Here is a 26,391-nt window from a genome sequence, read left to right as displayed (position 1 = left end):
TGTCCGACCAGCATGGACTTTCGGTGATGGTGCCGAAACTTTCGAAAGGCGAACGATGAAGACACGTGCGCGCTTGCCCAGACTGGTCGCCACCAGTGCGACGCTCGCCCTGGCGCTGAGCCTGTCGGCCTGCGGTGACGGGGACGGCGGGGCGTCGTCGAACGACGGCAAGATCCATGTCCTGGTCTACGGGGACGCCAGCAACAAGGTCGAACAGAGAATCGTCGACACCTTCAACAAGACGTCCGACGTCAAGGCGGTGCTCGACACCATCCCCGGTGCCGACTACCAGACGAAGCTCCAGACGATCATCAACACCCCTCAGGCCCCGGACGTCTTCTTCAACTGGGGCGGGGGCAGCATCAAGCCGTTCGTCAAGGCGGACCTGCTGCTGCCGCTCGACGACTTCATCAAGAAGGACCCGGGCCTCAAGGACAAGTTCCTCCCGTCCGTCTTCAACAGCGCCGTCGTCGACGGCAAGCCGTACGGCATACCGATGCGCGGCACCCAGCCGGTCCTGCTCTTCCACAACAAGAAGGTCCTCGAGGACGCGGGCGTCCAGCCGCCGAAGACCTGGGACGAGCTGCTCGCCGCGGTGGACAAGCTCAAGGACGCGGGTGTCACCCCGATCGCGCTCGGCGGCGGCGACGTGTGGCCGACCCAGATGTGGTTCCAGTACCTCTACGACCGCATAGCCGGTCCCGAGCTGTTCGCCAAGGCCGTCGGCGGCGACAAGAGCGCCTGGGAGAGCGCGGACAGCAAGAAGGCCCTGGACATGATCAAGGAGCTCGTCGACACCGGCGCCTTCGGCAAGAACTACGACTCCGTCAAGTACACCAACGGCGGCTCCGTCCAGCTGGTGGCCTCCGGCAAGGCCGGCTTCGAGCTGATGGGCTCCTGGTACTACTCCCAGCAGCTCACGGACCACAAGGAGTTCGCCGAGAAGGACCTCGGTTACACCGCCTTCCCGAGCGTCGAGGGCGGCAAGGGCGACCCGGGGAACGTCGCCGGCAACACCAACAACTACTACTCGGTGATGAAGAAGACCAAGCACCCCGAGGCGGTCGCCGAGTTCCTGAAGCTCATGTACTCCGACGAGTTCGTCAAGGCGCAGCTCGACATCGGCAACCTGCCGACCACGACCAACACCGACAAGTTCATCGACAGCTCGGGCACCCCCGAGTACTCGCGCTTCCAGTACGACCTCGTCTCCAAGGCCCCGTCCTTCCAGCTGTCCTGGGACCAGGCGTACCCGCAGAAGGCCAGCTCGGACCTGCACAAGGCCATCCAGCAGTTCTTCAACGGACAGCTCGACACGGACGGCTTCGTCAAGGCCATGCAGGCCCTCCCGACCGAGTGACGAACGGCTCATGACCACACATCTCACGAGCGCTCGGCCCGCCGCCGGACCCCGCAAGGAGTCCCGGCGGCGGCCGCCCGCCCCGTCCGCGACGACGGTGGGCCGCCCCAGCTTCGCCTGGGCGGTGCCCGCCGCACTGTTCTTCGCCCTCTTCGCGATCGTCCCGCTGATCATGGTGGCGGTGCTGTCCTTCATGAGCTGGGACGGCATCAGCTCGCCCGAGTTCGTCGGCACGGACAACTGGTCGCGCCTCATCGACGACCCGGTGATGCTCAAGAGCATCTGGCTGACCCTGCTGCTCACCGTCCTCGGCGTGGTCCTCCAGACCCCGCTGAGCATCATGCTCGGCGTCTGGGCCGCCGGTCACCAGCGCAACCGCGCCGTCCTGTCGGTCATCTACTTCATCCCCCTGCTGCTGTCCGCGACGGCCGTGTCCGTGCTGTGGCGGGCGCTGCTCGACCCGAACTTCGGCATCCCGGCGGAGGCGACGTGGCTCTTCGGCGACGGCAACCTGTTCGGTGAACAGACCACCGCCATCGGGGTGCTGGCGTTCGTCAGCACCTGGCAGTTCACGCCGTTCCACACACTGATCTACCAGGGCGCCGCCCGCGCGGTCCCGCAGGTGCTGTACCAGGCGGCGGAGATCGACGGGGCGGGCCGCTACCGGCAGTTCTTCCACATCACCCTGCCGCAGCTGCGCACCTCCATGATCACCTCGATGATCCTGATGATCGTCGGCGGTCTGACCACGTTCGAGACCGTCCTCATCCTGACCCAGGGCGGCCCCGGCACCGACACCACCATCAGCGCCTACTACATGTACGACAAGGCCTTCAAGAGCTTCGACTACGGCATCGGTTCCGCGATCGCCCTGGCCCTGGTCGTCGCGGCCACGATCATCTCGCTGGTCGTCGTCCGGGTCTCCGGCTACGACAAGATGCGCAGCTCCATGGAGGGTGTGTCATGAGGCGCCGACCCAACTACGTGGCCGGCGTCGGCTCGCTCGTCTGGCTCGTCCTGGTCGGCCTGCCGCTGTACGTGATGCTCGCCGCGACCCTGCGCACCCGCCAGGACTACGCCGAGAACGGCCCGGTCTCCCTCCCGGACAGCTTCACGCTGGACAACTTCACCGGCGCCTTCGACTCCGGCTTCGGCCAGTACTTCTTCAACACGCTCGTCGTCACCGCCTGCGTGATCGGCATCGTGCTGCTGCTGGTGCCGCCGCTGGCCTACGCCATCGTCCGCAGCCGCGGCAGGGCCACGTCGGCGATCTTCCGGCTGTTCCTGCTCGGCCTCGCCATCCCGGCCCAGGCCGTGATCGTGCCGATGTTCTACCTGATCAGCGAGGCCGGGCTGTACGACAACCTGCTCGGCGTCATCCTGCCCACGGCCGCGTTCTGCCTGCCGATGTCCGCGCTCATCCTCAGCGGCTCCATGCGCGACATCTCCCCGGAGCTGTACGAGGCCATGGCGATGGACGGCGCGAGCCCCCGGCGCATGTTCTTCCAGCTCGTCATGCCGCTGTCCCGCGGGGGACTGTCCACCATCGTGGTGTTCTCCGCGCTCCAGGCGTGGAACGGCTTCCTGTTCCCGCTGGTCCTGACCCAGTCCGACTCCACCAAGGTGGTCACCCTGGGTCTGTACAACTTCCAGACCGCGCACGGCATCGACATCCCCGGTCTGCTGGGAGCCGTGGTGCTGTCCATGGTGCCCATCCTGCTCGTCTACCTGTTCGCCCGTCGCGCCCTGGTCCAGGGGCTGATGGGTGTCGGAGGAAAGTGACTGCCGACGTGGCCGTAGAGACCACCCCCGAAATCCCCCTCTGGAACGACCCCAACCACCCCGTCGCCGCCAGAGTCGACGCGCTCGTCGCCGCGATGACCCTCGAGGAGAAGATCGCCCAGCTGTACGGAGTGTGGGTGGGCGCCTCCGACAAGGGCGGCGAAGTCGCCCCGCATCAGCACGACATGGAGGAGGCCGTCGACCTCGAGGCGCTTCTCCCCACCGGACTGGGCCAGCTGACCCGGCCGTTCGGCACGGTCCCCGTCGACCCCGCCCTCGGCGCGCTCTCCCTCATGCGCACCCAGCGCCGCATCACCGCGGCGAACCGCTTCGGCATCCCCGCCGTCGCGCACGAGGAGTGCCTGGCCGGCTTCGCCGCCTGGGGCGCCACGGCCTACCCCGTCCCGCTGTCCTGGGGCGCCACCTTCGACCCGGACTCGGTGCGCCGGATGGCCGCCGCCATCGGCCGCGACATGCGGTCCGTCGGCATCCACCAGGGCCTCGCGCCCGTCCTCGACGTGGTCCGCGACGCCCGTTGGGGCCGGGTCGAGGAGACCATCGGCGAGGACCCCTACCTCGTCGGCACCATCGGCACCGCCTACGTACAGGGCCTGGAGTCCGCCGGGATCGTCGCCACCCTCAAACACTTCGTCGGCTACTCCGCCTCCCGCGCCGGCCGCAACCTCGCCCCCTCGTCCGTGGGCACCCGCGAGCGGGCCGACGTCCTGCTGCCGCCGTTCGAGATGGCGGTCCGCGAGGGCGGCACCCGCTCCGTCATGCACGCCTACACCGACATCGACGGTGTACCCGCCGCGGCCGACGAGACGCTGCTGACCGGGCTGCTCCGCGACACCTGGGGCTTCGAGGGAACGGTCGTCGCCGACTACTTCGGCATCGCCTTCCTCAAGACCCTGCACGGCATCGCCGCCGACTGGGCCGACGCCGCGGGCGCCGCGCTGGGCGCGGGCGTGGACGTCGAGCTGCCCACCGTCAAGACGTTCGGCGCGCCGCTCGTCGAGGCGGTCACCGAGGGCCGGGTCCCCGAGGCCCTCGTCGACCGGGCGCTGCGCCGCGTACTGGGCCAGAAGGCGCTGCTCGGACTGCTCGACCCGGACTGGAGCCCGGTCCCGCCCGCGCTCGACGGGGTGGACCTCACGGACCCGGAGGCGCTGCGAGGCCGGATCGACCTGGACCGGCCCGAGAACCGGGAACTGGCCCGCGAGATCGCCGAGAAGGCGGTCGTCCTGCTCACCAACGACGGCACGCTGCCGCTCGTCCGACCCCGCCGCATCGCCCTGATCGGCCCCAACGCCGCCGAGGCCACCGCCGTACTCGGCTGCTACTCCTTCCCGCGCCACGTCGGTGTGCAGCACCCCCAGGTCCCGGTCGGCATCGACCTGCCCACCCTGCACGACACCCTGACCGCCGAGTTCCCCGACGCCGACATCACCGCCGCCCGCGGCACCGGCGTCGACGACGGCGAGGTGTCCGGCATCGGCGAGGCGGTGGCCGCGGCCCGGGACGCGGACGTCGTCGTCGCCGTACTGGGCGACCGCGCGGGCCTGTTCGGCCGGGGTACCAGCGGCGAGGGCTGCGACGCGGAGTCCCTCACGCTGCCCGGCGCCCAGCAGCAGCTCCTCGACGCGCTGCTCGACTCCGGCACACCGGTGGTCACGGTCCTGCTCGCCGGACGCCCCTACGCGCTCGGTCGCGCCGTCGCGGAGTCCGCCGCGATCGTGCAGTCGTTCTTCCCCGGGGAGGAGGGCACCGCCGCGATCGCCGGCGTGCTCGGCGGGCGCACCAGCCCCTCCGGGAGACTGCCCGTCAGCGTGCCCGGCGGAGCGGGCGCCCAGCCGACCACCTACCTGGGGGCGCGGCTCGCCCAGGCCAGCGAGGTGTCCAACATCGACCCGTCACCGGCCTTCGGTTTCGGCCACGGGCTCACCTACACCACGTTCGCCTGGAGCGACCTCGAAGCGCACACCAAGGAGGCGCCGACCGACGGTGAGTTCTCGCTGGAACTGACCGTCCGCAACACCGGCGCACGGCACGGCACCGAGGTGGTGCAGCTCTACCTGCACGACCCGGTCGCCTCCGTCGTCCAGCCGGTGCAGCGCCTCGTCGGCTACACCCGGGTGCCGCTGGCCCCCGGCGAGGCTCGCAGGGTGCGCGTCGAGGTGCCCGCCGACCTCGCCTCCTTCACCGGCCGCGACGGTCGCCGGATCGTCGAACCGGGTGAGCTGGAGCTGCGGTTCGCCGCGTCCAGCACCGAGCCGCGGCTGACGGCGACGGTCACGCTCACCGGACCGGAACGGCGGGTCGACCACACCCGGCGACTGCACGCCGTCTTCGCGCAGGAGACCGTGGAAGGCGCCGCCGAGGGCGCCTGAGCAGCCCGTGCACGGCGAGCGGTGGCCCCCGGGACCACCGCTCGCCGGGCGGTTCAGCGGACGACGTCGAAGACGTTCTTCTGCAGGCCGTTGGCGTAGACCTCGTGCTCGACGAGCCTCAGCCGCTGCGCGTCCTTGTCCGTGTCGCTGAACAGCCGCTTGCCCGCGCCGAGGAGGAGCGGGAAGACCAGCAGGTGGTAGCGGTCGATCAGCCCGGCGTCCGACAGGCTCCGGTTCAGGGCGGCGCTGCCGTGGACGATGATCGGGCCGCCCTCGCCCTCCTTCAGCGCGGCGACCTCGTCGAGCGAGCGCAGGATCGTCGTCTCGCCCCAGTTCGTGACCAGCTCGTCCTCGGTGAGGGTGGTGGAGACGACGTACTTCGGCATCGTCCGGTACTCGGGGAACTCCGCCATGTCCGGCCACACCGGGCTGAACGCCTCGTAGCTGAGCCGGCCGAGGAGCAGCGCCGTGGCCTCGCTCTGCTCCCGGCCCTTGATCTCGTAGGCCTCGGGGAGGAAGTCCACGAGCTTGAAGGTCCACCCGGAGTTCCGGTAGCCGGGCTCGCCGCCCGGGGCCTCCACGACACCGTCGAGCGACACGAAGGCGGTGCTGATCAGAGTACGCATGCGGAGTTCCTCAACATTTTGTTTCCGGTCTGTGTACCACTACGACCGCGGGCCGGGGGAAAACTCATCGGTCCCCGGCCGGGGGCGGGACGACCGGGGGTGCCCGCAGCGCGTCGACGGCGTGCAGGGCGGCGTGGAGTTCGGTGCGCTGCTCGCCGGACTCCAGGTCGCCGCCGAGCAACCGCTCGATGGTGCGCAGGCGTTGGTAGACGGTCTCCCGGGACAGACCCGCCGAGCGGGCGGCGACCGTCTTGTTGCCCGCGGCGTCCAGATAGCCGCGCAGGGTCGCCACCAGGTCGGTGCCGTGCCGGGCGTCGTGGTCCAGCAGCGGGCCCAGCCGCCGTTCCGCGTAGTCCTGGACGCGCGGGTCGTCGCGCAGGGCGTACAGCAGGCGGCGCAGGCCGATGTCGGCCCGCTCGTGGAACGAACGGCCGCAGGGGAGGGGCCGGCCGGGCTCGGTGGCCTCGGCCACCCGGGCGGCCTCCCGGAACGAGCGGGCCACGTCGGCCAGGTCCCCGGCCGGGGCACCCACGCTCACCGTCGCGCCCGGGGCCGCGTCCAGCGCGGCGCGGGCCACCCGCTCGACGGCCTCGCGCCACGGCCGGGCCGGGCGCAGCGCCGGCAGCACGCCGAGCCGGCCGGGGGACAGGAGCCCCACGAGAGCCGGTACCCCCGTGGCGGTCAGTTCCTCGGAGAGCCGGAACTCGGTGGCCTCCCCGTCCTGCTCGGGCGGCAGGTCCGCGAGGACCGCGACGAGCCGGACGTGTTCCGTGGGCAGCCCCAGGGCCGCGACGCGGGCCCGTGCGTCCGCGGGGGAGCGGTGACGCTGCTCGACCAGGTCGCGCAGGGCGTTCCGGTGGGCGGTGCGCTCCCACGGCGTGGGACGGGTGAGCCGCGCGATGGTGAGCGCCATCGCGGTCCGCTCCAGCACCGTGACGTCCTCGGGTCCGAAGTCCCGGTCGGGCAGCCCGGCGGGGAGCGCGCCGGGGAGCATGACGACACGCCCCCACCTTTCGCCCCGGTACTCCACCGGGGCCGCGAGCCAGCCCTCGGGACCGGAGACCCCCGCGCGGTCGGTGGCGGGCGTGGTGCGGGAACGCCGCTCCCAGTCCGTGAGCGCGGCCTGGGCCGTGGTCCCGGAGGGCTCGCAGGCCAGCGCCCGGTGCACCAGGTTCTCCAGCACGAGCGTGCGGCCGCTCATCTCCGCCGCGGCGCGCAGCACTTCCTCGGGGCCCGCACCGCGCAGGGTGAGGGCGGTGAACGCCTCGTGGACGCGCTGGGTCCGGCGCATCGCGTCCGCCTGGTGGCCGAGGATCAGGGTGTGGACGACCTGGGTGACCTCCAGGAAGTTGACGTCCCTGGCGAGCGTGACGAGGGGCAGCCCGCGCGCACGGCAGGCCCGGACCAGGGCGTCGGGCGGCCGGTGATAGCGGCGTACCAGCTCCATGACCAGGGCGGCGGCCCCGACGGCCGCGAGTTCGTCGACGTAGCGGCGGACCCCGGCCCGGTCGTCGGGCAGGGGCATGCCGGTGGTGAGGACGAGTTCGCCGCCCTTGAGGAAGGAGGCGGGGTCCGTCAGTTCGGTGATGTGGACCCAGCGGACCGGGCGGTCCAGGTGCTCCTCGCCCGCCACCACCCGCGGATCGCCACCCGCCAGGACCGGCAGGGCCAGCACGTCGGCCACGGTGGGCGCCCGGCCCGCCGGGCCGGGCTGCCGGTTCTCGCTCACGGTGCCTCCCTGGGCATCCAGGCTACGCCGAACGCCTGACACATCGTCCGGACACGCTGCCCCGGCCGGACAGATCACGCGTTGCCGCGCCCGCCGGGGCGGGAAGGCTCGGGGGACCGCAGGACACCGACGAACAGGCCGGGAGACGAGCATGACCGCACTGTCGCCGCACCTTCGCCAGGCCACCCCCGTGGTGGCGGTCCGGGGCGAGGGCGTCCACCTCGACGGCGAGGACGGCCGCCGCTATCTGGACTTCACCGCCGGCATCGGCGTCACCAGCACCGGCCACTGCCACCCCAGGGTCGTGGCCGCCGCCCAGGAGCAGGTCGCCACCCTGGTCCACGGCCAGTACACGACCGTCATGCACCCGCCGCTGCGCCGCCTGGTCGACAGGCTCGGCGAGGTGCTGCCGCCGGGACTGGACAGTCTGTTCTTCACCAACTCCGGCAGCGAGGCGGTCGAGGCCGCGCTGCGCCTGGCCCGCCAGGCCACTGGACGGCCCAACGTGCTGGTCTGCCACGGCGGCTTCCACGGCCGCACGGTCGCCGCCGCCTCCATGACCACCTCCGGCACCCGCTTCCGGTCCGGGTTCTCGCCGCTGATGAGCGGCGTGGTCGTCACCCCCTTCCCGACGGCCTTCCGCTACGGCTGGGACGAGGAGACCGCCACCCGCTTCGCCCTGAAGGAACTCGACTACACCCTCCAGACGATCTCCTCACCCGCCGACACCGCCGCCGTGATCGTCGAACCGGTGCTCGGCGAGGGCGGGTACGTCCCCGCGAACCGCGCCTTCCTCCAGGGCCTGCGGGAGCGGGCCGACCGGCACGGCTTCCTGCTGATCCTCGACGAGGTGCAGACCGGTGTGGGCCGCACCGGCCGGTTCTGGGGCCACGAGCACTTCGGTGCCGCCCCCGACATCCTCGTCACCGCCAAGGGCCTCGCCAGCGGCTTCCCGCTCTCCGGCATCGCCGCCCCCGAGGAACTGATGCGCAAGGCCTGGGCGGGCTCGCAGGGCGGCACGTACGGCGCCAACGCGGTCGCGTGCGCGGCGGCCTGCGCCACGCTGGACGTCGTACGCGACGAGAAGCTCGTCGAGAACGCCGAGTCGATGGGTGCCCGGCTCCGCCACGGTCTGGAGGTGGTGGCATCCCGTAACCCGGCCATCGGCGACGTGCGGGGGATGGGGCTGATGCTGGCCAGCGAGTTCGTCACCGAGGACGGCGAGCCGGACCCGGAGACCGCCGCCCGGGTGCAGCGGGCCGCCGTCGACGAGGGACTGCTCCTGCTGCTCTGCGGGGCCTGGAACCAGGTGGTGCGGATGATCCCGGCCCTGGTGATCGACGAGACGGCGGTGGACGAGGGGCTCCGGGCCTGGGCCGCCGCCGTCGAGGCCGGGACGTCGGGGGCGGCGTGACGACGACGGCCGCCGCGCACCGCCGCACCGGCCGCCCCGTATGCACGACCCGCCCCGTACGCACCGCCCGCCTCGTCCGCACGACCGGCCCCGTACGCACCACGCACCGGCGATCAGGAGGGACCCCATGACCGACACCCCCACACAGCTGTTCCTCGGCGGTGCCTGGGCGGACGCCGCGGACGGCGCCGTCATGCCCGTCGACGACCCCGCGACCGGCGAGATCCTGGCCCAGGTCGCCGACGCGGGGCCCAAGGACGCCCGGCTCGCCGAGGAGGCGGCGGTCCAGGCGCAGGCGGAGTGGGCCCGGACGGCGCCGAGGGCGCGCAGCGAGATCCTGCGGCGCGCGTACGAGATCGTCCTGGAGCGCACGGACGCACTGGCCCGTCTGATGACCTCCGAGATGGGCAAGCCGCTGGCGGAGGCCCGGGGGGAGGTCGCCTACGCCGCGGAGTTCCTCCGCTGGTTCTCCGAGGAGGCCGTCCGCATCGACGGCGGCCACGGCGTCCTGCCCGACGGCCGCGCCCGCATGCTGCTCTCCCGGCGCCCGGTCGGACCGTGCCTGCTGATCACGCCGTGGAACTTCCCGCTGGCCATGGGCACCCGCAAGATCGGCCCGGCGATCGCGGCCGGCTGCACGATGGTGCTCAAACCGGCACCCCAGACCCCGCTCTCCAGCCTGGCCCTGGCCGCGATCCTCAAGGAGGCGGGCCTGCCGGACGGGGTGCTCAACGTCGTCACCACCTCCAGGGCGGGGGAGGTCTGCGAACCGCTCCTGCGCGGCGGGCGCATCCGCAAACTCTCCTTCACCGGCTCGACGGCCGTCGGGCGGCTGCTCCTCGCGCAGTGCGCGGACACCGTCGTGCGGACCTCGATGGAGCTGGGCGGCAACGCGCCGTTCGTGGTCTTCGACGACGCGGACCTCGACGCGGCCGTGGACGGCGCGATGGTCGCCAAGATGCGCAACATGGGCGAGGCGTGCACCGCCGCGAACCGCTTCTTCGTGCACCGCTCGGTGGCGGGGGAGTTCGCCGACCGGCTGGCCCGGCGGATGGGAGCACTCGTCGTGGGCCCCGGTACGCGGGACGGCGTCGACGTCGGCCCGCTCATCGACGCCGCAGGGCGCGCCAAGGTCGAGGAACTGGTCGCCGACGCGGTGGAGCGCGGTGCCCGGGTGCTGGTCGGTGGCACCACGCCGGAGGGCCCCGGCCGCTTCTACCCGCCCACGGTGCTCACCGACGTCTCACCGGACAGCCGCCTGATGACGACGGAGATCTTCGGCCCCGTCGCGGCGATCCTCACCTTCGACGACGAGGACGAGGTGGTCCGCCGCGCCAACGACACCCCCTGGGGGCTCGTCGGCTACGTCTTCACCGAGGGCCTGGACCGCGCCCTGCGGGTCAGCGAACGCCTGGAGGTCGGCATGGTCGGGCTCAACACCGGCCTCGTCTCCAACCCCGCCGCGCCCTTCGGCGGCGTCAAGCAGTCGGGTCTCGGGCGGGAGGGCGGCCGCGTCGGGATCGAGGAGTTCCTCGAGTACCAGTACGTGGCGCTGCCGACGGGGTGACGCAGACGACGCGGGACGGGGCTTTGCATGGTCATGCGTAATCATGCATACTCTTCCTATGTCCAAGGTCCTCACCTCCCTCCCCACCGGCGAGCGCGTCGGTATCGCCTTCTCGGGCGGCCTCGACACCTCGGTCGCGGTCGCGTGGATGCGTGACAAGGGCGCCGTCCCCTGCACGTACACCGCCGACATCGGCCAGTACGACGAGCCCGACATCGCCTCGGTGCCCGACCGCGCGAAGACCTACGGCGCCGAGGTCGCGCGCCTGGTCGACTGCCGCGCGGCGCTGGTCGAGGAGGGGCTCGCCGCGCTGACCTGCGGGGCGTTCCACATCCGCTCGGGCGGGCGGGCGTACTTCAACACCACGCCGCTGGGCCGCGCCGTCACGGGCACCCTCCTCGTCCGGGCGATGCTCGAGGACGACGTCCAGATCTGGGGCGACGGCTCCACGTTCAAGGGCAACGACATCGAGCGGTTCTACCGGTACGGCCTGCTCGCCAACCCGCAGCTCAGGATCTACAAGCCGTGGCTGGACGCGGACTTCGTGACGGAGCTGGGCGGGCGCAAGGAGATGTCGGAGTGGCTGGTCGCCCACGACCTGCCCTACCGGGACTCCACGGAGAAGGCCTACTCCACCGACGCCAACATCTGGGGCGCCACCCACGAGGCCAAGACCCTCGAGCACCTCGACACCGGCGTGGAGACCGTGGAGCCCATCATGGGCCTGCGGTTCTGGGACCCGTCGGTCGAGATCGCGCCCGAGGACGTGACCATCGGCTTCGACCAGGGCCGCCCGGTGACGATCAACGGCAAGGAGTTCGCCTCCGCCGTCGACCTGGTCATGGAGGCCAACGCCGTCGGCGGCCGGCACGGCATGGGAATGTCCGACCAGATCGAGAACCGGATCATCGAGGCCAAGAGCCGCGGCATCTACGAGGCGCCCGGCATGGCCCTGCTGCACGCCGCCTACGAGCGCCTGGTCAACGCCATCCACAACGAGGACACCCTCGCCCAGTACCACACCGAGGGGCGGCGCCTGGGCCGGCTGATGTACGAGGGCCGCTGGCTCGACCCGCAGTCCCTGATGATCCGCGAGTCGCTGCAGCGCTGGGTCGGCTCGGCGGTCACCGGCGAGGTCACCCTCAGGCTGCGGCGCGGCGAGGACTACTCGATCCTCGACACCACGGGTCCGGCGTTCAGCTACCACCCGGACAAGCTCTCCATGGAGCGCACCGAGGACTCCGCGTTCGGCCCGGTGGACCGGATCGGCCAGCTGACCATGCGCAACCTGGACATCGCCGACTCCCGCGCCAAGCTGGAGCAGTACGCCGGTCTCGGCCTCATCGGCACCGCCAACCCGGCCATCGGTGCCGCCCAGGCCGCCGCGACCGGGCTGATCGGCGCCATGCCGGAGGGCGGCGCGCAGGCCATCGCCTCCCGCGGCGAGGTCTCCGCCGACGACGAACTGCTGGACCGCGCCGCGATGGAGTCCGGCACGGACTGATCGCTCCGTCCCCACCAGAGGGGACCCCGCACCGGCAAGGGCCGGCTCGACACCTGAGGGTGCCGAGCCGGCCCTTCTGCTTGTCCCGTCTGTTGCTCCACCTCGTGCACGACTTGCACGACTTGCCGGCTTCGAACAGTCCGTACACCGCTCGCAGTTTCCTTGTTGCCAGTTCAAGTACTGCGCAAGCGTGTCGCAAACAGCGCAAGTCGTTTACGTGTCGATTCCCGCCTCAACCGCGACCGTTGACAAACCGGTGACGCGCTAGAAACCTGATGACGCACTTTCCGCAAAGAATCGACTGTCCTGCTCAATTGGCGCGCAGATTCGGTGCTTCCCCCAACTGCCGGGCCGTCGCGCCCTCCCCGACTCCCCACGGAACAGAGGACCCCCATGAGACGGAGATCTCTCGGCCGGCGGACGCTCACGGGCGCCGCCGTCGCCGGGCTGATGACCCTCGGGCTGCTGCCAATGCCCCTCGCCGCCACCGCGCAGGCGGCGACGGCGCCGGTGACGGCCGCCGCCGACGTCAACCTGGCCCTCGGCCGCCCCGCAAAGGCGGGCGGCTCGCACGGCGCCTACCCGGCGGGCAACGCCACCGACGGACAGCAGGCCACCTACTGGGAGGGGCCGGCCGGCACCTTCCCCGAGTGGCTCCAGGTCGATCTCGGCACCGTCCGCGACGTCGACCGGGTGGTCCTCAAACTGCCCGCCGGCTGGGAGAACCGCACCCAGACGCTCTCCCTGCGGGGCAGCATCGACGGTTCCACGTTCCACAGCCTCGACGCCTCGGACGGACGGGCGTTCGGCCCGGCGCAGGCGGGGACCGTCGCCATCGACCTCGACTCACCCTCCGAGGCCCGCTACGTCCGCGTCGACATCACCGGCAACACCGGCTGGAACGCGGCGCAACTGGCCGAACTGGAGGTCTACGGCGACGACGTCGACACCGGCCCGCCGCCCACCGGTACCAACCTCGCCCGCAACAAACCCGCCGAGGCCACCTCCACGACCCAGAACTACGTCGCCGCCAACGCCACCGACGACTCCACCTCCACGTACTGGGAGGCCGCCGGCAACCCGGCCGACCTCACCGTGAAGCTCGGCGCCGACGCGGACGTCAGCGGTGTCGTCGTCAAGCTCAATCCGGACCCGGTGTGGTCCGCCCGCACCCAGAGCATCCAGGTGTTCGGACGGGCCCAGGGCGAGAGCGACTTCACCTCGCTGCGCGACCGCGCCGACTACGCCTTCAGCCCGGGGCAGGACAACGCGGTGACCATCCCGGTCAGCGGCCGGGTGTCCGACGTACGGCTCCGGTTCTTCTCCAACACCGGCGCCGGCGGCGGCCAGGTCGCCGAGTTCCAGGTCCTCGGCAGCGCCGCACCCGCGCCCGACCTCACCGTCACCGGCCTCGACTGGTCGCCCGCCGCGCCGAACGAGCGCGACGAGGTCACCGTGAACGCCACGGTCCGCAACTCCGGCACCGCGGCCTCGGCCGCGACCACCACCGAGGTCACCGTCGAGGGCCGGGCGGCCGGCAGTGCCGCGGTCCCCGCGCTCGACCCCGGCGAGTCCGCCGACGTCGCCGTCTCCACCGGCACCCACGCGGCCGGCAGCTACGCGGTGGCCGCCGTGGCCGACCCGCGCGACACCGTCGCCGAGCTGGACGACACCAACAACAGCCGTTCCGCCACCGACCGCCTCGTCGTCGACCGGGCACCCGGCCCCGACCTCGAGGTGCGCTCCCTCACCACCAACCCGGCCAACCCGGCGGTGGGCGCCGAGGTCTCCTTCACCGTCGCCGTGCACAACCGCGGCACCAGCGCCGCCGAGGCGGGCTCGGTGACCCGGGTCCAGGCCGGCTCCACCACCCTGGACGGCACCACCGGACGGGTCGAGGCAGGCGCCACGGTGAACGTGCCGGTCAGCGGCACCTGGAAAGCGACGAGCGGCGGGGTCACCCTCACCGCCACCGCCGACGCCACCGCCCGGGTCGCCGAGACCAACGAGAACAACAACGTGCTCGCCAAGTCCCTCGTCGTCGGACGCGGCGCCGCCGTCCCGTACACCGAGTACGAGGCGGAGGACGGCCGCTACGACGGCACCCTGCTCACCACCGACACCAAGCGCACCTTCGGGCACACCAACTTCGGCACCGAGTCCTCGGGCCGCAAGTCCGTCCGGCTCGACTCGACCGGCCAGTACGTCGAGTTCACCTCCACCACACCCACCAACTCCATCGTGGTGCGCAACTCCATCCCCGACGCCCCCGGCGGCGGCGGAGCCGAGGCCACCATCAGCCTCTACGCCGACGGCCGGTTCGTGCAGAAGCTCAACCTGTCCTCCAAGCACAGCTGGCTCTACGGCAGCACCGACGACCCCGAGGGACTCACCAACCGGCCCGGCGGCGACGCCCGGCGCCTCTTCGACGAGTCCCACGCACTCCTCGACCGGACCTTCCCGCAGGGCACCGAGTTCCGCCTCCAGCGCGACTCCGGCGACTCGGCCGCCTTCTACGTCATCGACCTGATCGACCTGGAGCAGGTCGCCCCCGCGAAGACCAAGCCCGCCGAGTGCACCTCCATCACCGACTACGGGGCCGTCCCCGGCGACGGACTCGACGACACCGACGCCATCCAGCGCGCCGTCACCGACGACCAGAACGGCAGGATCGACTGCGTGTGGATCCCGGCCGGGCAGTGGCGCCAGGAGCAGAAGATCCTCACCGACGACCCGCTCAACCGCGGGCAGTACAACCAGGTCGGCATCAGCGACGTCACCGTCCGCGGCGCCGGCATGTGGCACTCCCAGCTCTACACCCTGACCCCGCCGCAGGAGGCCGGCGGCATCAACCACCCGCACGAGGGCAACTTCGGCTTCGACATCGACGACAACACCCAGATCTCCGACCTCGCCATCTTCGGTTCGGGCACCATCCGCGGCGGCGACGGCAACGCGGAGGGCGGCGTCGGGCTCAACGGCCGCTTCGGCAAGAACACCAAGATCAGCAACGTGTGGATCGAGCACGCCAACGTCGGCGTCTGGGTCGGCCGCGACTACTCGAACATCCCCGAGCTGTGGGGCCCCGCCGACGGCCTGGAGTTCACCGGCATGCGCATCCGCGACACCTACGCGGACGGCATCAACTTCTCCAACGGCACCCGCAACTCCAGCGTCTACAACTCCTCCTTCCGCACCACCGGCGACGACTCGCTCGCGGTCTGGGCCAACAAGTACGTCAAGGACCCGTCCGTGGACATCGGCCACGACAACCACTTCCGCAACAACACGATCCAGCTGCCGTGGCGGGCCAACGGCATAGCGGTGTACGGCGGTTACGGCAACACCATCGAGAACAACGTCGTCTCCGACACCATGAACTACCCCGGCATCATGCTCGCCACCGACCACGACCCGCTGCCCTTCTCCGGGCAGACGCTCATCGCGGGCAACGCCCTGCACCGCACGGGCGGCGCGTTCTGGGGCGAGGCGCAGGAGTTCGGCGCCATCACCCTCTTCGCGCAGGGCCAGGACATCCCGGGCGTGACGATCCGGGACACCGAGATCCTCGACTCGACCTACGACGGCATCCAGTTCAAGACGGGAGGCGGCGCGATGCCGGACGTGAAGATCGAGAACGTCCGCATCGACAAGTCGAACAACGGCTCCGGCATCCTCGCGATGGGCGGCGCACGGGGCAGCGCGACCCTGACCGACGTCACGATCACCAACTCGGCCAAGGAGGACGTACGGATCGAACCCGGCTCCCAGTTCAAGATCAACCAGTAGGCGGGCCGGACGGAACCGGCCGATAGGAGCGGCCGGTCACCAGGAGACCGCCCGGCGGCGCGGAGCACCACCGCGTCGCCGGGCTTCCGCCGCGTCCGGGATCCGGCCGGGTGTGCGCTCGACCGGCACGCGGGGGTCGTCCTCGACGCGTTCGGCGTTGAGCTCGTTCACCGCGCCGAGCGCGTCGCCGATCGTCGCGTAGTCCACCGCGATGAAGTTGACCGGTCTGCCGCGCTGCCGTTCACAGGTGTGCGCCCGCTCCAGCACCCGCTGCCGCGAGTTGACGACCCCGGCGTCCAGCCGCAGCCCGCCGCCCGCCGTGACGAAGTGGTTCAGCAGGAACAGCCGCTTGTCCGAGCCGCCCCGGTTGGGCAGGCAGGACATCTCGTCCGGGCTGCGGAAGGCGAACGGCGTCTCCATGCCGTACCGGTAGAGGTTCCGGTACCAGGGCGCGGGCCCGTCCGCCTTCTCCCCGAAGACGACCAGCCGCCGGCCGCTGTCGATCATGTCCCCGAGCTTCGGCCACGGACGGTCCGGGTCCCGGTCCGGCTCGTACAGCAGGTCCGAGAGACCGGCCCGGACGAAGGCGTCCCGCGTCGTCACCCCGTCCACCCCGTCCTGGAGGATCAGTGTGACGATCTCCGTGGGGTTGTCGCGCAGCCACTCGCCGATCTGCCGCAACGTCGGCTCCAGTTCGAGGGCCCCGGCGCCGCACACCGAGTGGCACAGCCACAGGCCCGGATGGGGCGGGTTCACCCGTTGCAGGATCGCGGTCAGCCGCCGGCGCTCGGCGGGGGAGAAGTCGGACGTGTTCAGCCGCTCCGCGACCTCCTCGGGCCGCTCCCAGCGGTGGGTGTCGAGCAGCAGGACCCGCGACCCGGCGCCCAGCTGACCGACGATGTCCGGGTCCTGGAGGGGACCGATGAACCGGTCCGCCGTCGTCGCCATCGCGTTGTGCGACGCGAGCTGGGCGATCTCGTCGTAGCGGGCGTCGCACAGCTCGGCGCTGCCCTGGCAGATGCGCGGGGAGGAACCGCTGATCGCCACCGGCGCCAGCATCGTCCCGACGAGGGCGACGGCGGTGACCGTGAAGGTCAGCGCCGGAACGTGCCGCGGATCGGTGAGGACCGGCACGCTGGGCCGGGTCTGCCAGACCCAGCCGACGGTGATCAGCAGCGCGCCCGCGGCCAGCAGGATCACCGCGACGACGATCGCGGTGGTCAGCAGCCGGTCGAGCGCGGCGGCCTGCACGTCGGCGAGCAGCCCCGTGGCCGCGGGCGGCCAGGACGGCGGGGTGCCGAACAGCGTGTCGCCCAGCGTGAGCCGCAGCACGAGCACGGTGAGCGCCATGAGCGAGGCGGCGGCGGCCGGCACCCAGCCCAGCGGAATCAGCCGGCGCTTGGCGGGCGACGGTCTCAGGAACCACAGCAGGGTGAGCGCGGCGGCGCACAGCACGGCCGCCGCCGGTTCCACCACTTCCTGGAAGAGCCGGGTGACCTTGCGGGCACGGTCCAGCGGAGCCAGCGCCTCGGTCCCGGGCTCGACGTCGACGGTCACCACCCACGTGCCCCGCTTCGCCTCCCGCAACAGCTCCTCGGCGGCGTCCCGGACCTGGTCGGTCAGGGCCACCGGGGCGATCGCGGCCAGGGCGGAGGCCACGTCGCCCCGGTCCAGGGCCGTCATCACGGTCGATCTGACGCCGTCGCGCGTCGCGCCGTCCGGCACCAGCCGCATCAGCGCGTCCGTGGCCGCGTCCGCCTGGCCGTGGGAGAGCGGCAGCGTCGGCAGCTCGTCCAGCGGCGCCTCACCCGCCACCACCCGCGCCACCAGCTCACTCAGGTGCTGCACGAAAGCCTGGAAGTCGGGTTCGGACCGCTTCTGCAGCGCCGCGACGGCATCACCGAAGTACGCCTGGCTGAGCCGTTCGACGTTCGCGACGACGGGCTCCAGGTCGACCGTGATCCGCAGCCGCTCGCGGTCGCCCTCCAGATAGTGGACCATTTCCGCGATCTGGCCCTGGCCCATGGTCCGCAGCGTCTCGGGCGGGACCACCACCTTGAGGTTCGAGGTGATGGTCGACTGCGGAACGGGCAGCCGCTCCAGCAGGTCGCTGGTGAACGGCGTGCTGCGCGGGTCCACCAGCACCTCGTCGTAGAAGCGCTGGTAGGCGTGCTCGTCCTCCAGCACCTGGCCGTAGAACCCGGGGTCCAGCACCGTACTGCGGACGACGGCCGCCGCGGCCAGGACGGTCAGGCTCAGCACGGCCACGCACCAGACCAGCACCTCGACCCAGGGCGAGCGCCGAACCAGTGCGTTCATGGACCCATTCTCGTATCAGCCGGCCGTAGTGCCGCACGGCGCCCGGACGGGGCGTGCCCTCACACGCATGCCCCCGCCCGGCCCGGCCGATACCCGTCAGCCTCCGCGCGGCGCCCCGTCCGGTGCGTCGCCCCCCTGCGGATTCACGCAGTGCCACCGATGTGCCCCGGGTCCCTCCGTCGCCGCCGGGAAGACGGTGGCGCAGGCGTCGTCCGCCTTCCAGCAGCGGGTGCGGAACGGGCAGCCGGAGGGCGGGTGGGTGGCCGAGGGCACCGGGCCGTGCAGCACGATCCGCTCGGGGCGTTCCAGCAGGCTCGGCGTCGCGGAGAGCAGCGCCTCGGTGTACGGGTGCCGGGAGGCGCCGGAGACCTCGGCGGCCCCGCCCTCCTCGACCACGCGGCCCAGGTACAGCACCGCGATGCGGTCCGCGAGGTACCGGACCGTCTGGACGTCGTGCGAGATGAACACCATGCCGAGGCCGAGCCGGGCGCGCAGGTCCACCAGCAGGTTGAGGATCTGGGCGCGCACCGACACGTCCAGGGCGCTGGTGGGCTCGTCGGCGACGATCAGCTCCGGCTCCAGGGCGAGGGCGCGGGCGATGGCCACCCGCTGGCGCTGGCCGCCGGAGAGCTGACCCGGCAGCGCGTCCAGGGTGTGCCCGGGCAGGCCGACCAGGTCGAGCAGCTCCTCCACCCGTTCCTCGCGCTCGGCCCGTGTGCCGCGCCGGTGCACGTCCAGCGGGTCACGCAGGATCCGGCGCACGGGCAGCCTCGGGTTCAGCGCGGTGGAGGCGTCCTGGAAGACCACGCCGACCGAGGCCCCGAATCCGGTGCGGCGCTCGGCGGCGCCCATCGTCCACAGGTCCCGGCCCCGGAAGTACACGTGTCCCTCGGTGGGGCGCTGCAGTCCGGTGACCACGCGGGCCAGCGTGGACTTGCCGCAGCCCGACTCGCCGACCAGGCCGAGGATCTCGCCGGGCCGGACTTCCAGCGAGGTGTCGGTCAGGGCGTGCACGGCGTCCCGGCGCAGGATGCCGCCGCTGCGGGCCTTGTGCCGTACGTGAATGCGGTCGAGCCGCACGAGTGGGTCCATGGTGCTGTCCTCGGTGGCGGTCATCGGGCGCCCTCCAGCGACTTCGCCGACCCGTTCGCCGATGCCGCACGGTTCGCGGAGGCCGGGTGGTGGCAGGCGAAGAGATGGTCGAGGCCGGTGCCCCGGTCGGTGGCGGGCGGCGGCGTGGTGGCGCACAGGTCGGTGGCGGCGGCGCAGCGCGAGGCGAACCGGCAGCCGGAGCCGAACGCCTTCGGGGCCGGTACGACACCGCGGACCTGGTGCAGCCGCTTGGAACCCGACTCCAGCGAGACCACCGAGCCGAGCAGCCCCCGGCTGTAGTGGTGCGCCGGGTCGGTCAGCAGCGCGCGGGTGTCACCGGCCTCGGCGACCTGACCGGCGTACATCACCGCGACCCGGTGGGCGAGGTCGCCGACCAGGGCCAGGTCGTGGGAGACGAGGACCATCGCGAAGCCCAGTTCGTCGCGGAGCCGGACCAGCAGCTCGACGACCTGGGCCTGCACGGTGACGTCGAGGGCGGTGGTCGGCTCGTCGGCGATCAGCAGGCGCGGGCCGCGGGACAGGGCCATCGCGATCAGCACCCGCTGGCGCTGCCCGCCGGACAGCTCGTGCGGGTAGCTGCGCAGGGTGCGCCCGGGGGAGAGGCCGACCAGTTCGAGCAGCTCGGCGGGCGTGCGGGTGCCGCCGCGGGAGGTCAGCCACTTGAGCTGGGTGCCGATCAGCACCGACGGGTTCAGGGACGACATGGCGTCCTGGTAGACCATCGCGATCTCCGGGCCCATCAGCGCCCGGCGCTCCTTCGGCGTCAGCTCCAGCAGGTCGCGGCCCCGGTAGCGGATCTCGCCGTCGGCCTCGGCGTTGCGGGCCAGCAGGCCCATGATCGCGAGGCTGGTGATGGACTTGCCGCAGCCCGACTCGCCGACCAGACCGAGGGTCTCGCCCTCGCGGACGGTGAAGGAGATGCCGTCGACGACGCGGGTGTCGCCGTAGCGGTCGGGGAAGCGGATGGACAGGTCCCGTACGACGAGCAGGTCGGCCGCGTCCCCGGCGAGCGGCGGCACGGCGGGCTCCACGGCCGCCAGCCGGGCCGCCAGCTCGGCGAGCGCGGCGTCCACCTCGGTCTGGTCGGCCGCCGGCGCGAGTTCGGCGGCGTTGTCGTCGGTGTCGGTACCGCCGGTGCGGGAGTGGTCCGGGGAGGCGGCGGCATCGGTCATGCCCTCGGAGAGCACGTTCAGCGCGAGCACCGTGACCAGCACGCACAGACCGGGGAAAAGGGTCGCCCACCAGCCGCCGGACAGCAGGATCTGCCGGCCGTAGGCCAGCACGCTGCCCCAGCTCGGGTCGGGGTCCTGCACACCGGCGCCGATGAAGGACAGGCTCGCCTCGAAGATGATGGAGTCGGCCACCATGACCGTCGCGAACACCAGCACCGGCGCAGCGCAGTTGATCGCGACGTGCCGGGCCACGATGTGGCCGCGACGGGCGCCGACGACCCGCTCGGCGGCGACGTAGTCCTCGCCGTACTGCTCCAGCACGTTGGCCCGCACCACGCGGGCGAGGGAGGGCGAGTAGACGAAGGCGATGGTGAAGATGATGACCGGCACACTGGGCCCGAAGACCGCGACGAGCACGGCGGCCAGCGCGATCGGCGGGAAGGACATGACGACGTCCAGCGTGCGCATCACCGACTCGTCGGCGAGCTTGCGCGAGGTGGCCGCCAGCGCGCCCAGGACCGAGCCGAGGACCAGGGCGAGCAGGGTCGCGCCGAGTCCGATGACCAGGGAGTAGCGGGCGCCGTGCACGACCCGCGCGAACACGTCGCGGCCGGCCCGGTCGGTGCCGAACCAGTGGTCCGCACCGGGGGCCCGGGCCGGGACGCCGGTGGCGAGCGGGTCCTGGGTGAGCAGCGGCGCGAAGACCGCGCCCAGCACCACCACGAGGAGGATCCCGAGGGCGATCCGGGAGGACACGGGCAGCCGGCGCAGGCGGGTGCCGGACCGGGCGAGGTGCCCGGCGAGGGAGCGTGGAGCGAACATCACACCGTCCTGATGCGCGGGTTGACGAGCAGGTAGAGCAGGTCGACGACGACGTTGACCACGAGGAAGGCGATCGCGATGGTGAGCACGGTGCCCTGGACCAGCCCGACGTCGCCCCCGTTGACACCCTCGAGGATCAGCTTGCCCATGCCGGGCAGGTCGAAGACCGCCTCGATGACGACGGCGCCGCTGAGCATGTAGCCGACCTTGACGCCCAGCACGGTCAGCGGGGTGACCAGGGCGTTGCGCAGCACCGAGCGGATGATCAGGAACGGCGGCAGGCCGCTGCCCCTGGCGGTGCGCACGTAGTCGCGGTCGAGTTCGGTGACCATGGAGGTGCGGATGAGGCGGGCCAGCGACGAGGCGACCGGCAGGGCGAGGGAGAGCGCGGGCAGTGTCATGCTCTCGATCCAGCCGGAGAAGGAGTCGGCCGGGTTGACGTAGCCGCCGGTCGGGAAGAGCGGCATGTTCAGCGAGAACTGCTGGATGAGCAGCACACCGATCCAGAACGAGGGCAGCGCGATGCCGGCCATCGACAGCACCCGGAAGACCTGGTCCGGCCAGCGGTCGCGGTAGACGGCGCTGAGGACGCCGAAGACCAGCGCCAGCACGACGGCCAGCGCGAGGCCGAGCAGGGTCAGTTGCAGGGTGAGCGGGAACGCGGTGGCGATCCGGTCGGTGACGGGCTGGCTGGGCGACATGGTGACGCCGAGGTCCCCGCGCAGCAGGTCGCCCAGGAAGGCGAAGTAGCGCACGGGCAGCGGGTCGTCGAGTCCGTTCGCCTCGGCGAACGCCGCTCGCGCCTCGGGACTCGCCGACTCGCCCAGCGCGTTGTACGCGGGGTCGGTCGGCGAGAACTGGAGGACCACGAAGACCAGCAGCGCGATGCCGAGGACCATCACCGGCATCATCGCGACGCGGCGCAGCGCGAGCCGGAGGAATGCAACCATCGTGAGGTTCCTAGCGATTGGGGCGGGGGCCGCCGCCCGGGGTGGCGCGGCGGCCCGGCGGGCCGGGCGGGCGGGGTCAGCCCCGGCCGACGTCGAGGAAGGACAGCCCGGTGGTGGGCAGCGGCTTGAACCCGCTCAGCGCTCCCTCCCGCCAGGCGGTGGGCAGCTTGCGGTGCAGGATCGGGTACAGGGCGGCCTCGTCGGCGACCAGGTCGGTCACCTGGCCCCACAGCTGTTTGCGCCTGGCCTCGTCGGCCTCGGCCGCCGCCTTGTCGAGCAGCGACTTGGTCTGCTTGTAGGCGTCGCTGCCCTTCCAGCCGTAGCGGTTCTCCGGCCAGAAGCCGTAGTAGAACCAGCGCAGCAGCAGGTCCGCGTCGTTGCCGAAGACGGACGGGTCGCCCGGCGCGGCCAGCGCCTCGAAGTTGCCCTGGTCGATCTCGGCGTACTGGGCGGCGGACTGCTGGATGTCGAGCTTGGCGTCGACGCCGACCGCGGCCCAGCTCTCCTTGATCAGCGGCGCGATGTCCTTGACCCAGCCGTTGTCGGTGAGCATCAGCGTGAAGGACAGCTTGCCGGCGCCCGCCTCGGCGAGCAGCCTCCTGGCCCTGTCCGGGTCGTGCGCGTAGACGGTGGCGGCCTTGTGGTAGTCCGGGTGGGTGGCCGGGACGTACCCGGTGGCGGCCTCGGCGTTGCCCAGCAGCGCGGTGGAGATGATCTTCTCGGTGTCCAGGGCGTAGTGCAGTGCCTGGCGCACCCGCTTGTCCTTGAACCGCTGGTCGGCGCAGTTGAACATCAGGAAGAGCAGCCCGAAGGACTGGACCGATTCCACCTTGTCCTGGCCGGTGAAGCCCTTGACGTCGATGTAGGGGACGTCCTCGATGGCCTGCACGCGGCCCGACTTGAGCGCGCTGACCCGGGCGGACGGGTCGGACATCAGCCGCCAGATCATCTTCTTGGCCTTGGCCGGGTGAGGGCCGTTGTACTTGTCGTACGCCTCCATGACGATCTTGTCCTCGCGGACCGCCGAGACGAACCTGTACGGACCCGAACCGACGGGCCTGGCGTCGAAGGACTTGGCGTCGGCACCCGCGATCTTCTTCGGCACGATCCGCACCACGGATATGCGGGACGGGAAGAGCGCGAAGGCGTACTTCAGTTTGAACTCCACCGTCGACCTGTCGACGGCCGTGACCCGGTCGACGAACGGGACGAACTGCGCCATCAGCGAGGCGTTCGCCTCGTCCAGGACCCGCTCGAAGCTGAACACCACGTCGTCCGCGGTGACCGCCGAGCCGTCGTGGAAGGTCGCGCCCTCGCGCAGGGTGGCCCGGTAGGTCGTCGCGTTGATCTTCTCGGGCATCCCCTTCGCCAGCGCGGGCCGCGCCACGAGCGTGGCGGGGTCGAGGTCGACCAGGCCCTCGAAGATGTGCATGTTCGCGGCGTACGGGGTGGCGCCCGAGGTGATCATCGGGTCGAAGCCGGTGGAGAGCGGGTAGGAGAGCCCCGCCTCGATGGTGTCGCCGCCACTGCCCGAGCCGCCGGAGCCGTCTCCGCTGGAGGCCGGGCCGCCGCAGGCCGTCAGACCCGTGGTGATCGCGGTCGCCACACCGATGGCACTGGTGTATCTCATGAACGTGCGGCGATCGACGCCGGCTGCACTGCGCGCGGACAAGGAGTCCTCCAGGCGGGAGATGAGAGTCGAGCAAGGTGGGGGAGGCGAGTGTGGTCGGCGCCTCACCGACAGCGCGTCAGACGTCTGATGTCTGATGCTTGATAACGTGGGAACGTAGCCGGGCAAGTGAGAGGGGTCAAGAGGTGGCGGTGGGGCAAAGGGCGATTCGGCGCAGAGAGCCGGAGCCCAAGACGGCACGACAACCGTTGCGGCAGGAGGTCGTCGACGGCATCAAGGCCTACATCCTGCGCAACGACCTGCGTCCGGGGGATCCGCTGCCGACCGAGCCCGCCCTGTGCGAGGCGCTCGGCGCGAGCCGGTCCAGTGTGCGGGAGGCGATCAGGATCCTCACCGCGCTCGACATCGTCGAGGTGCGGCACGGGCACGGCACCTACGTCGGCAGGCTGAGCCTGTCCGCCCTGGTGGAGAGCCTGACCTTCCGCGGCCTGCTCAGCCCCGACGACGACTTCCAGGTGATGAGCGACCTCATCGAGGTCCGGGAGCTGTTCGAACGGGGCATGGCCGAGCGGCTCGTCTCCTCGCTGGACGAGGAGCAGATCGGCCGGCTCGAGGCGCACGTCGACGAGATGCGCAGGGCCGGCGCGGGGGAGGGGCACGGGTTCGTCGAGGCGGACCGGGCCTTCCACACGCTGCTCCTGGCCCCGCTCGGCAACGACCTCATCGGCCAGCTCTCCGCGGCCTTCTGGGACGTCTACGTCATCGTCGCACCGCATCTCGACGTGTTCACCCGCGAGCACGAGGCGGCCACCATCGCCAACCACCAGCGCATCGTGGACGCCGTGCGCGACCGTGACCCGGTCGAGTTCGCGGCGGCCCTCGCCGAGCACTACGCGCCGGTCCGCCTGCGGATCGAGGAGGCCCGCGCCCGGCGCTGACCGGGCCGCACGGACGGCGAAGGCGCCCCCGCCGCGGGGCGCCTTTCCCGTGCCCGCGCCCGGGCGGCCCGGCGCGCGGCCCGGGGCACTTGACGGTCGTCTCCGGGATCTCTAGTGTCCTCGATCAGCAGACATCAGACGTCTGCTGATCTCACCGAGGGCGAACCGCTCTCCCCGTCGGGACCGGTCCGGCCGGTCCCTCCCGTTCCTCCGCGCTGCGCCGCGCGCACGCCTCACCCACCGGGGCCCCTCCATGCCACTGACGGACCTCACCCTCGCCCAGTGCCTGGCACTGCGGCCCGACCTCGACGAGCCCGCCGACCTCGACGCCTTCTGGGAGCAGACCCTCCGCGAGGCCCGGGACGCCGGCGGCGCGTCCCGCTTCAGGCCGGTGGACACCGGCCTGACCGAGGTGACGACACACGACGTCACGGTGCCGGGGTTCGCCGGCGAACCCGTCCGGGGCTGGCTGCACCTGCCCGCCCGAGGGAGCGGACCGCTCGGCTGCGTGGTGGAGTTCCTCGGCTACGGGCGCGGTCGCGGCCTGCCGCACGAGCAGGTGTTCTGGGCCAACGCCGGTCACGCCCACCTCATCATGGACACGCGCGGCCAGGGCTGGTCCACCGCGGGCGGCGACACCCCCGACACCGCCGCCCTGAACGGCACCGTCCCCGGCTTCCTCACCCGTGGCGTCGAGAGCCCCCACGACCACTACTACCGGCGGGTGTTCACCGACGCGGTGCGCTTCGTGGAGGCCGCCCGCACGCACCCGGCCGTGGACCCGGACAAGGTCGTCGTCACCGGCGTCAGCCAGGGCGGCGGCATCGCCCTCGCGGTGGCCGGCCTCGTGCCGGGCCTGGCCGGCGTGATGCCCGACGTCCCCTTCCTCTGCGACATCCGGCGCGGCGCGACGATCGCGGCCCGGCCGCCCTACACCGAGGTCGCCGAGTACCTGCGCCTGCACCACGACCGCACCGAGGCCGTCTTCACCACCCTGTCCTACGTCGACGCCGCCCTGCTGGCCGCCCGCGCCACGGCCCCGTCGCTCTTCTCCATCGCGATGATGGACGACATCTGCCCGCCCTCGACGAGCTTCGCGGCCTACCACCGCTACGGCGGCCCCAAGGACCTGCGTGTCTACCAGTTCAACGGCCACGAGGGCGGCGGCGGCCACCACCGCCGCGAACAACTCGCCTGGGTGCGCGAGCTGCTCTCCGCACCCCGCTGTGAGGCCCCTGCCGCCCCGACCGCACTGCACGCCCCCCGACTCGCCTGATCCCGCACCC

Annotated in this window: 17 protein-coding genes; 10 read left to right on the top strand and 7 right to left on the bottom strand. The window is 71.8% G+C overall.

Features of this window, described 5'->3' with window-relative positions:
* The first annotated feature begins 55 nt into the window (after positions 1-55).
* From ACFYZ3_RS32055 to ACFYZ3_RS32040, 4 genes are read left to right on the top strand one after another with little or no spacing between them, the layout of a single operon-like run.
* Positions 56-1,360 (top strand): ABC transporter substrate-binding protein, encoded by a 1,305-nt coding sequence (locus tag ACFYZ3_RS32055; RefSeq protein ID WP_388525062.1) that lies wholly within the window; start codon positions 56-58, stop codon positions 1,358-1,360.
* Between the two features lie 10 nt (positions 1,361-1,370).
* On the top strand, positions 1,371-2,327 hold the full coding sequence (locus ACFYZ3_RS32050; RefSeq protein WP_388525059.1) for a carbohydrate ABC transporter permease: 957 nt from the start codon (positions 1,371-1,373) through the stop codon (positions 2,325-2,327).
* The gene (locus ACFYZ3_RS32045) at positions 2,324-3,142 is read left to right on the top strand and encodes a carbohydrate ABC transporter permease (protein WP_109028809.1); all 819 of its coding nucleotides are present in this window, start codon (positions 2,324-2,326) and stop codon (positions 3,140-3,142) included. Before ACFYZ3_RS32050 ends, ACFYZ3_RS32045 begins: the two co-directional genes overlap by 4 nt.
* Entirely contained in the window at positions 3,139-5,532 is a 2,394-nt protein-coding gene (locus ACFYZ3_RS32040; protein WP_388525055.1) for a beta-glucosidase, read from the top strand. Before ACFYZ3_RS32045 ends, ACFYZ3_RS32040 begins: the two co-directional genes overlap by 4 nt.
* Positions 5,533-5,585: 53 nt before the next feature.
* On the opposite strand, the gene ACFYZ3_RS32035 is transcribed toward ACFYZ3_RS32040, so the two are convergent.
* Positions 5,586-6,158, bottom strand: coding sequence for a dihydrofolate reductase family protein (locus ACFYZ3_RS32035; RefSeq protein WP_388525052.1), 573 nt, complete (start codon positions 6,156-6,158; stop codon positions 5,586-5,588).
* 64 nt (positions 6,159-6,222) lie between these two features.
* Entirely contained in the window at positions 6,223-7,887 is a 1,665-nt protein-coding gene (locus ACFYZ3_RS32030; protein ID WP_388525049.1) for a PucR family transcriptional regulator, read from the bottom strand.
* 151 nt (positions 7,888-8,038) lie between these two features.
* On the opposite strand from ACFYZ3_RS32030, the gene ACFYZ3_RS32025 reads away from it, so the two are divergent.
* The 4 genes from ACFYZ3_RS32025 to ACFYZ3_RS32010 all read left to right on the top strand — a co-directional run bounded on the left by ACFYZ3_RS32025 (position 8,039) and on the right by ACFYZ3_RS32010 (position 16,161).
* The gene (locus tag ACFYZ3_RS32025; RefSeq protein WP_388525046.1) at positions 8,039-9,301 is read left to right on the top strand and encodes an aspartate aminotransferase family protein; all 1,263 of its coding nucleotides are present in this window, start codon (positions 8,039-8,041) and stop codon (positions 9,299-9,301) included.
* A gap of 127 nt (positions 9,302-9,428) precedes the next feature.
* Positions 9,429-10,868, top strand: a complete 1,440-nt coding sequence (locus ACFYZ3_RS32020; RefSeq protein ID WP_388525043.1) for an NAD-dependent succinate-semialdehyde dehydrogenase — start codon at positions 9,429-9,431, stop codon at positions 10,866-10,868.
* A 58-nt stretch (positions 10,869-10,926) separates the two neighbouring features.
* On the top strand, positions 10,927-12,372 hold the full coding sequence (gene argG / locus ACFYZ3_RS32015; RefSeq protein WP_388525040.1) for an argininosuccinate synthase: 1,446 nt from the start codon (positions 10,927-10,929) through the stop codon (positions 12,370-12,372).
* A gap of 393 nt (positions 12,373-12,765) precedes the next feature.
* Positions 12,766-16,161 carry a CARDB domain-containing protein gene (locus ACFYZ3_RS32010; protein ID WP_388525036.1) on the top strand — a complete coding sequence of 1,132 codons (3,396 nt, stop codon included), beginning with the start codon at positions 12,766-12,768 and terminating at the stop codon, positions 16,159-16,161.
* 36 nt (positions 16,162-16,197) lie between these two features.
* On the opposite strand, the gene ACFYZ3_RS32005 is transcribed toward ACFYZ3_RS32010, so the two are convergent.
* The 5 genes from ACFYZ3_RS32005 to ACFYZ3_RS31985 form a co-directional block, all read right to left on the bottom strand.
* A complete protein-coding gene (locus ACFYZ3_RS32005; protein WP_388525033.1) occupies positions 16,198-18,480 on the bottom strand; it encodes a hypothetical protein in 2,283 nt (760 codons plus the stop codon).
* 96 nt (positions 18,481-18,576) lie between these two features.
* Positions 18,577-19,596, bottom strand: coding sequence for an oligopeptide/dipeptide ABC transporter ATP-binding protein (locus tag ACFYZ3_RS32000; RefSeq protein ID WP_388525030.1), 1,020 nt, complete (start codon positions 19,594-19,596; stop codon positions 18,577-18,579).
* Positions 19,593-21,587: a dipeptide/oligopeptide/nickel ABC transporter permease/ATP-binding protein gene (locus ACFYZ3_RS31995; protein WP_388525027.1), complete on the bottom strand. Its 1,995-nt coding sequence runs from the start codon at positions 21,585-21,587 to the stop codon at positions 19,593-19,595. Before ACFYZ3_RS31995 ends, ACFYZ3_RS32000 begins: the two co-directional genes overlap by 4 nt.
* A complete protein-coding gene (locus ACFYZ3_RS31990; RefSeq protein ID WP_388525024.1) occupies positions 21,587-22,537 on the bottom strand; it encodes an ABC transporter permease in 951 nt (316 codons plus the stop codon). The genes ACFYZ3_RS31995 and ACFYZ3_RS31990 overlap by 1 nt, the downstream gene beginning before the upstream one ends.
* A gap of 76 nt (positions 22,538-22,613) precedes the next feature.
* Positions 22,614-24,167, bottom strand: a complete 1,554-nt coding sequence (locus ACFYZ3_RS31985) for an ABC transporter substrate-binding protein (RefSeq protein ID WP_388525021.1) — start codon at positions 24,165-24,167, stop codon at positions 22,614-22,616.
* A gap of 185 nt (positions 24,168-24,352) precedes the next feature.
* Here ACFYZ3_RS31985 and ACFYZ3_RS31980 point away from each other — a divergent pair, with 185 nt between their 5' ends.
* Complete coding sequence (locus tag ACFYZ3_RS31980; RefSeq protein WP_388525018.1) at positions 24,353-25,105, top strand: FadR/GntR family transcriptional regulator; 753 nt, start codon at positions 24,353-24,355, stop codon at positions 25,103-25,105.
* Positions 25,106-25,358: 253 nt separating this feature from the next.
* Positions 25,359-26,381, top strand: coding sequence for an acetylxylan esterase (locus ACFYZ3_RS31975; RefSeq protein ID WP_388525015.1), 1,023 nt, complete (start codon positions 25,359-25,361; stop codon positions 26,379-26,381).
* Positions 26,382-26,391 lie beyond the last annotated feature (10 nt).

Source organism: Streptomyces sp. NPDC001599 (assembly GCF_042893535.1).
Classification (GTDB): domain Bacteria; phylum Actinomycetota; class Actinomycetes; order Streptomycetales; family Streptomycetaceae; genus Streptomyces.
This window is presented reverse-complemented; position numbering and strand designations above follow the sequence as displayed.